The sequence below is a fragment of the Runella sp. genome (genome assembly GCF_027484545.1).
GTDB lineage: Bacteria > Bacteroidota > Bacteroidia > Cytophagales > Spirosomataceae > Runella.
Genome location: NZ_JAIXST010000008.1, coordinates 1 through 6,662 on the forward strand (window position 1 = coordinate 1; position 6,662 = coordinate 6,662).

Sequence of the window (6,662 nt, forward strand, 5' to 3'; positions counted from 1 at the left end):
AAACATTTTTGGCTTAAATTAGAAGACTACAAATGTAAAGACTCCCTCAAAAAAGCAGTCGATAATATTTTAGTGGAAGTCAAAACTAAATACACGATTACTTTTACTTGATTGCTTAAAAAGAGAGTAAATCACATAAAACAAACATATTATGAACAGGATTGAAGCAATTTTAACCATTGACACGGATAACCTTCCGGACAATTTTCAAGAAATAATAAAACATGAGCAGGAAGTTGTTGCCAAATGGAAAGAAGAAGGAATTTTAGAACATTTATTTTTAAGACAAACCAGAAACGGAGCTGTATTAATCTTTAAAGGGGTTAACGAAGACGAGGTTAAAGAATTAATGGCGACACTTCCCCTGTACAAACTGAAAAAAAGTGTTGAATACCTGAACTTGATACAACAGTTTTAAAACCTGACTAAAAGTTGATATATTCTACCGCTAACAGCGGCTTGGCTTTATGGACTGACGTACTTAATTGAACGTTAGTCCTTTTTATTTACAAAGAATTTAATTTCCCCTACTCCCCTTCTCTCACGCCAGCCTCGGGCTTCAATACATACACATCCAACATCGCCTTAGGACGGGCAAGGTATTCTCGTAGGAGCGTTTTTACGGAATAGCCATCGGGGACATCTTGCGCCGCAAAGCCAATGGCATCCAACCCTTCGTGACCGGCTAAATAGAGTGCCCGGGCATTATGGAAATTTTGAGAAATCACCGTGACTCGGTCCTGTCCGTATATTTCCCGGCATCGAATCACTGAATCGTAGGTCCGGTATCCTGCCGTGTCCAGCATCATCGCATCTTCCGGAACACCCAGTTTAGTCAGGGCCTGTTTCATGGCTTTAGGCTCGTCGTAGGTTTCGGCTTCTTTGTTTCCGCTCAAAATCAGGTATTTCACTTTTCCTTCTTTAAACAACAACGCCGACGCTTCCATCCGATACCTAAAAAACAGGTTTTCCTTTCCCCGCGCCACGTATTTACTCGTCCCCAACACTAATCCTACATCATTGGAAGGCAGCGATTTGAGGTCAAAAAACACTTTATTTTTCGTTGTGTCCACCACAATCCAATTACACATCAATACCAGTACCACCACTCCAAAAACCGTCCAGAATCCCGCTTTGATGAGTTGTTTCAAGAGCGAAACCCGCAGACGTCGTGAGTGACGCATGGCATTGATGTGTAAGAGTGCCGTTTTCAATTGAGTATGTTATCTAAAATAGTCCTAATTGTCCATTTTCATCCCTCGTGGTTGACGTCACCGATTCCTCCTCTCCTTCCGGTTCAGCAACAACGTCGGGCATTTCAATTTCCCGCGAAGGTTGACTCGTGGTTTCCGGCAACGAAGCAATCTGCTTTATTTCTTTGATTTTTAAGGGTGAAACTCGGTTGCCCAATGCTTTCCAACCCCGTACATCCACAAAGCTATCCAAAACAATCTCTTCCTTCTGGGTTTCTGTTTTGCTTTTTTCCAGTACAACTTCCATGCGAGGATGCGCATCGGTCGAAACAAAAATCAATTTTGAACCTTTTGTATCTCCGATAAAGGAAAATTTCTTATCCAGCGTCGTAGTTTCGATTCTGAAACGCTTGGCAAAGTAGTTTTTTTGCAACGCCTCAAAATACACCACCGCAATAGCTCGTTCCGGCACAAACTTCTCCAGGCGAATCAGGTCTTTGGGTTCGTAGCGATTAGTGAGGTCATACCCGGTCAGTTCATACTGCCCGTCTTTGTACAGCACCAAAATCGTATCTCCATTGTCGAAATTTCCTAAATACTGCCCACGCTCATCGCGATTCAGACGTCCCAAAACGCTGTCGTACCACATATTCACGCCACCCAAGGTAGAAGCTCCTGCTGACTTAAAAGCTACTTTACGGGCAGGAAACTTAGTCATTACATTGCCTATTGCCGAGCGATTCTTAACGCCCAATTGAGAAAAGTTAAAATCAAACACCTTAATCCGCGCCGTACTTTGAGCCGTAAGGTTGACCGTAATGATTTCGGCTTCTCCGTTGTCATTGGCACTGAAATAAGTAATTTTTGACTTGTTGGTGCCCAGGGTTACATCATACTCTTTGTCACGGGTAATACCCGAAACCGCAAAACGCTTGGCATAACTAACGCCCGATTTGCCGTCCAAATAAGTCACATTATATACTTTACGCTCGTCGTTTTTCTTAAACACGGCCACGTAAATAATTTCTTTTCCTACAAAGACCTTATCGGCCACCCGAACAATCTTGTATTTACCATCGCGTCGAAATATGATAATATCGTCAATATCGGAACAATCCATGACATATTCATCCTTTTTCAACCCATAACCAATAAATCCTTCTTCCCGGTTGACATACAGTTTTTGGTTGGCCGCCGCTACTACAGTAGCCGCTATCGTGTTGAAAGAGCGTATTTCAGTGCGGCGTTCGCGATTTTTACCGTATTTTTTCAGTAAATCTTTATAATAATTAATCGCATAACGGGTCAGATGCACTAAATTATCTTCCACTTCCGTGAGTTCAGACTCTAATCTGCGCATGGCCTCGTCGGCTTTGAAAGCGTCGAATTTGGATATACGTTTAATGCGCAGTTCAGTCAGGCGCAGAATATCTTCTTCGACGATTTCGCGGTAGAAATCAGCCTTAAAAGGCGTTAAGCCGGCATCAATGGTCTGAATAACTGCCTCGAAAGTTTCGCATTCTTCAATATCCCGATAAATACGATTCTCGATGAATATTTTTTCCAACGAACTGTACAGCAACTTTTCTTTCAACTCAAACCGTTTGATTTCGAGTTCGCGTTTAAGAAGATGCACCGTTTGATCATTGCACGTTTTCAGAATGTGAGAAACCGTCACAAAATGCGGCTTGTCGTCAAAAATAACGCAGGCATTGGGTGAAATACTTACCTCGCAATCCGTAAAAGCATATAGGGCATCAATCGTAATATCCGGTGAAACCCCGGGAGCCAAGTGGATAACAATCTCTACGTCTTTGGCCGTAAGGTCTTCCACGGCCTGCATTCCCTTCTCGGGTTTTTTAATTTTTATTTTTCCTTCTTCACTGGCTTTTATAATGGATTCTTTGACCGAAGTCGTGGTCGTGCTGAAAGGAATATCACGAATAACCAACGTTTTTTTGTCCAACTCTTCAATCTTAGCCCGCACACGAACTTTCCCGCCCCGCAACCCATCGTTGTAGTTGGTTACATCAATGTATCCACCTGTTGGAAAATCCGGAAAGAGCGCAAAAGGCTGCCCTTTGAGAATGGCGATGGAGGCTTCGAGCAATTCCACAAAATTGTGCGGCATTATCTTGGTCGAAAGCCCGACGGCAATCCCCTCTACGCCCATAGCCAACAACAACGGAAACTTAACGGGTAAGGTAACAGGTTCGCGCTTGCGACCGTCGTAACTCATTTGCCATTCGGTAGTATCTTCGTTGAATACTACATCATTGCCAAATTTAGAAAGGCGAACCTCAATGTAACGGGCCGCCGCAGCGCCGTCGCCCGTACGAATATCACCCCAACTTCCCTGCGTATCAAACACTAACTCTTTCTGACCCATGTTCACCAATGCTTCATTAATGGAAGCATCGCCGTGTGGGTGATACTGCATGGTAGAACCGATCACGTTGGCCACTTTGTTAAAACGCCCATCGTCCATTTCCTTGAGGGCATGTAATATACGCCGCTGGACAGGTTTCAGGCCATCTTCAATGTTGGGAACGGCACGTTCTAAAATTACGTAAGAAGCATAATCCAAAAACCAGTTTTGGTACATATCCGCTACCGCCAGTTGGTCATGGAGCGTATCTTTAGCAGGGTCTTTTTCTTCAGGTAATGTGTCGTTAATCTCGCTCATTGGTTAGTGTTGCGTGATTTGTAATTTAAGGATTCAGGCGTTGAATTTTAAAAGCCAATCGCTAAATCGCAAATGGTAAATCACAAATTTTCAAAATGTAAATATACAAAAAAATGTGCAAAAATCACCTTTTAAGCCCATTCAATGCCTTTCTTTAGTAGCAAAAGCGTTTGAGCCTCGCGACTCTCCGGCTCGGGTTGATAATCATACTTCCAGCCCGCCAAAGGGGGTAAACTCATCAAAATGGACTCGGTACGCCCTCCAGTTTCCAAACCGAATTTGGTTCCCCGATCCCAAGCCAGGTTAAATTCCACGTACCGTCCGCGCCGAACTAACTGCCATTGCTTTTCAGCATCTCCAAAAGAAAGCGCTTGGTTTTTGAGCATCAGGTGCGTATAAGTAGGGGCAAAAGTTTCTCCCACTGCTTTGACAAAATCAAATAATTTCAATTTTTCAAGGTCTGATTCCGGCTTTTGATAATCGAAAAAAATCCCTCCTACCCCTCTGGTCTCCTGACGGTGAGGGATAAAAAAGTAATCATCCGCCCATTTTTTATATCGGGAATAATACTCAGGATGGTGTTGGTCGCAGGTATTTTTCAATTGTTGATGAAACCATTGGGCATCTTCGTCCACTACGTAGTGAGGCGTGAGGTCGATGCCGCCGCCAAACCAACTGGTGCCGTTTGACATTTCAAAATAACGCACGTTCATGTGAATAATGGGCACCATCGGGCTGACGGGGTGCATCACAATCGAAACTCCCGTAGCAAAATAATCAGCCTGTTCGGAAAGGTTCATTTGGCGCATCAACGCCTCAGACGTCTGACCTTGAACCTGAGAGAAGTTGACCCCTCCTTTTTCGATGATATTTCCCTCTTGGAGAATCCGGGTGCGTCCTCCGCCTCCGCTGTGGTGTTTCCAGTTGTCTTCCTGAAAGTGACCGCGGCCGTCAGCCGTTTCTAAAGCTTGGCAAATTTGGTCTTGCAGGGTTTGAAAATAAGTAGCAATTGTTTCGCGCATAAATTTGGAAAATCCTCCCTTTCCCCTTTCAGGAGAAAGGGCCGGGGATAGGGGTTAAAATCGCTAAAAAATCAAATAGTACTCTTTTAATAAAGTTCGAAAATCGTCGGAATACTTACCGTCATTATCGTGAATATAAAGAGTTTCCGTAAAATACTCCTTTTTTTTTCGTTCAAAAGTCGTAATCTTCCGAAAAACAGGTTTCCCCTGACGGGAAAAGATGTGCAGTTGACGTGTCGGGTGTAATTCCAACGGGGTCAAAAAATCAATCAGTCGTTGGGTTTCAAAAGGGGGCAATAATACAACAAAACGCCCGGTATCCGCCAATAATCGCGCCACCGACAGCGCCAAATCGCTTAATGAAAGCGTCTCAGTGTGCAAAGCACGATTCCGTTCTTCACGCGGTGACAGCAAATGTTTGTCAAAGAAAGGAGGATTGCTGATGATTAAATCGTATTTCGAGGAGTGAGGACTTTCCGGTTTTCTCCAATTTTGGATAGCTGCCTGAACTACTGAAATTCTTTTCAGAAAAGGGCTTTGGATTACATTCTCAATGGCTTGTTCCACATTTTGCGCCTCAATTTCCACCGCATCTATTTGCATTTTGGCGTTGCGTTGCGCTATCATCAAGGCCAACAATCCCGTACCGGTGCCAATATCCAACGCGTGTGTCACGTCCGTTACCTCCGCATACGCCCCCAAAATACACGCTTCCGTACAGACCCGCAATGCACTGCGGTCGTGCCAAACGGCAAATTGCTTGAAACAAAAAAAAGGAGCCGGAATTCGGGGCATTGGGCAAACGCAGGAATTTAAAACACAAATTTACACCATCTTGTGGAAGCACAAAAACGGCAGTTTTACCGTTTGGATATATGACGAAAGTCGCCTATTTTTGATTTTACACAGTCTTCCTTTCTCCTCTGCTACATGAAACTGATTCCCATCAAAGAAACCTTCGAAGAAAACGAAGAATTCATAGACCACCCGCTGTGCCAGGACATACTTCCGATGTCGGTTGATTATTACAAAAAAATAGGGTATGTCGCTCCTTGGATTGGCTATTTTGCCCAACACAATGGAAAATTGGTAGGAAGTGCGGGTTTCAAAGGTGCCCCGGTCAATGGAAAAATAGAAATTGCGTACGGCACTTTTGAGGAGTTCCAAAACCAAGGAATGGGAACCGAAATTTGTAAGCAATTGGTCGAAATATCCCTTCAAACCGACCCAAGTGTAAAAATTACTGCCCGTACTTTAGAGAACGACGGTTATTCAGCTAAAATATTGATTAAGAATCATTTCACAGCCGTGGGAACGGTCATTGACCCCGAAGATGGGGAGGTTTGGGAGTGGGTGTATGAGGGGAAGAGAGCAGTTATTGCCACTTGAAAACTTTTTACAATTCCTTTTGCAAAAGACGAGGGTATTGGGCATACTTGTATAACCGATTTGGAGGTCTTATTCAAATAAAAATAGGTATTGTAAATTAAAGTGGCATTCTGTTATTTAAGCAGATTTCTCCCAAAACTGTTGCCATTTATGATTAATTTCTACTGTTTTGAGAATAGCAAGACTTTCCGAACCATCGTAGCTCCAAGCCATGCCTTTCTTTTTTTGCCGATGAGCAACGATTAAGTCATTGGCCTTTTCGAGGCAACCACTGCCAATCTTTTTACCAGCGGTTTTCCTGCGTTCATAATTGATGATTTCAATTCGATGCTTGCTTAGATATTCAATTAGTTCTTGCTTTTTGAGTTCATT

Annotated in this window: 6 protein-coding genes and 1 pseudogene; 2 read left to right on the forward strand and 5 right to left on the reverse strand. The window is 43.4% G+C overall.

What is annotated here, in order from left to right; translation table 11 throughout:
- The first annotated feature begins 151 nt into the window (after positions 1-151).
- A complete protein-coding gene (locus Q0081_RS00525; RefSeq protein ID WP_298348147.1) occupies positions 152-418 on the forward strand; it encodes a muconolactone Delta-isomerase family protein in 267 nt (88 codons plus the stop codon).
- A gap of 109 nt (positions 419-527) precedes the next feature.
- Here the strand turns inward: Q0081_RS00525 and Q0081_RS00530 are convergent, their stop codons facing one another.
- From Q0081_RS00530 to Q0081_RS00545, 4 genes are all read right to left on the reverse strand, one after another.
- Positions 528-1,214 (reverse strand): vancomycin high temperature exclusion protein, encoded by a 687-nt coding sequence (locus Q0081_RS00530; RefSeq protein ID WP_298348149.1) that lies wholly within the window; start codon positions 1,212-1,214, stop codon positions 528-530.
- A 13-nt stretch (positions 1,215-1,227) separates the two neighbouring features.
- Entirely contained in the window at positions 1,228-3,879 is a 2,652-nt protein-coding gene (locus Q0081_RS00535; protein WP_298348151.1) for a DNA gyrase/topoisomerase IV subunit A, read from the reverse strand.
- Between the two features lie 131 nt (positions 3,880-4,010).
- Positions 4,011-4,901, reverse strand: coding sequence for an oxygen-dependent coproporphyrinogen oxidase (gene hemF / locus Q0081_RS00540; RefSeq protein WP_298348153.1), 891 nt, complete (start codon positions 4,899-4,901; stop codon positions 4,011-4,013).
- 63 nt (positions 4,902-4,964) lie between these two features.
- Entirely contained in the window at positions 4,965-5,696 is a 732-nt protein-coding gene (locus tag Q0081_RS00545; protein ID WP_298348155.1) for a tRNA1(Val) (adenine(37)-N6)-methyltransferase, read from the reverse strand.
- A gap of 135 nt (positions 5,697-5,831) precedes the next feature.
- Between Q0081_RS00545 and Q0081_RS00550 the strand changes: the two genes are divergently transcribed.
- Positions 5,832-6,290 carry a GNAT family N-acetyltransferase gene (locus Q0081_RS00550; RefSeq protein ID WP_298348157.1) on the forward strand — a complete coding sequence of 153 codons (459 nt, stop codon included), beginning with the start codon at positions 5,832-5,834 and terminating at the stop codon, positions 6,288-6,290.
- 117 nt (positions 6,291-6,407) lie between these two features.
- On the opposite strand, the pseudogene Q0081_RS00555 reads toward Q0081_RS00550, so the two are convergent.
- Positions 6,408-6,662, reverse strand: a pseudogene (locus tag Q0081_RS00555) (hypothetical protein); the annotation flags it as partial.

Coding starts and splice junctions, on each gene's coding strand:
- Q0081_RS00550 (WP_298348157.1), top strand. CDS start 5,832: ATGAAACTGATTCCCATCAAAGAAACCTTCGAAGAAAACGAAGAATTC.
- hemF (WP_298348153.1), bottom strand. CDS start 4,901: ATGCGCGAAACAATTGCTACTTATTTTCAAACCCTGCAAGACCAAATT.
- Q0081_RS00545 (WP_298348155.1), bottom strand. CDS start 5,696: ATGCCCCGAATTCCGGCTCCTTTTTTTTGTTTCAAGCAATTTGCCGTT.
- Q0081_RS00525 (WP_298348147.1), top strand. CDS start 152: ATGAACAGGATTGAAGCAATTTTAACCATTGACACGGATAACCTTCCG.
- Q0081_RS00535 (WP_298348151.1), bottom strand. CDS start 3,879: ATGAGCGAGATTAACGACACATTACCTGAAGAAAAAGACCCTGCTAAA.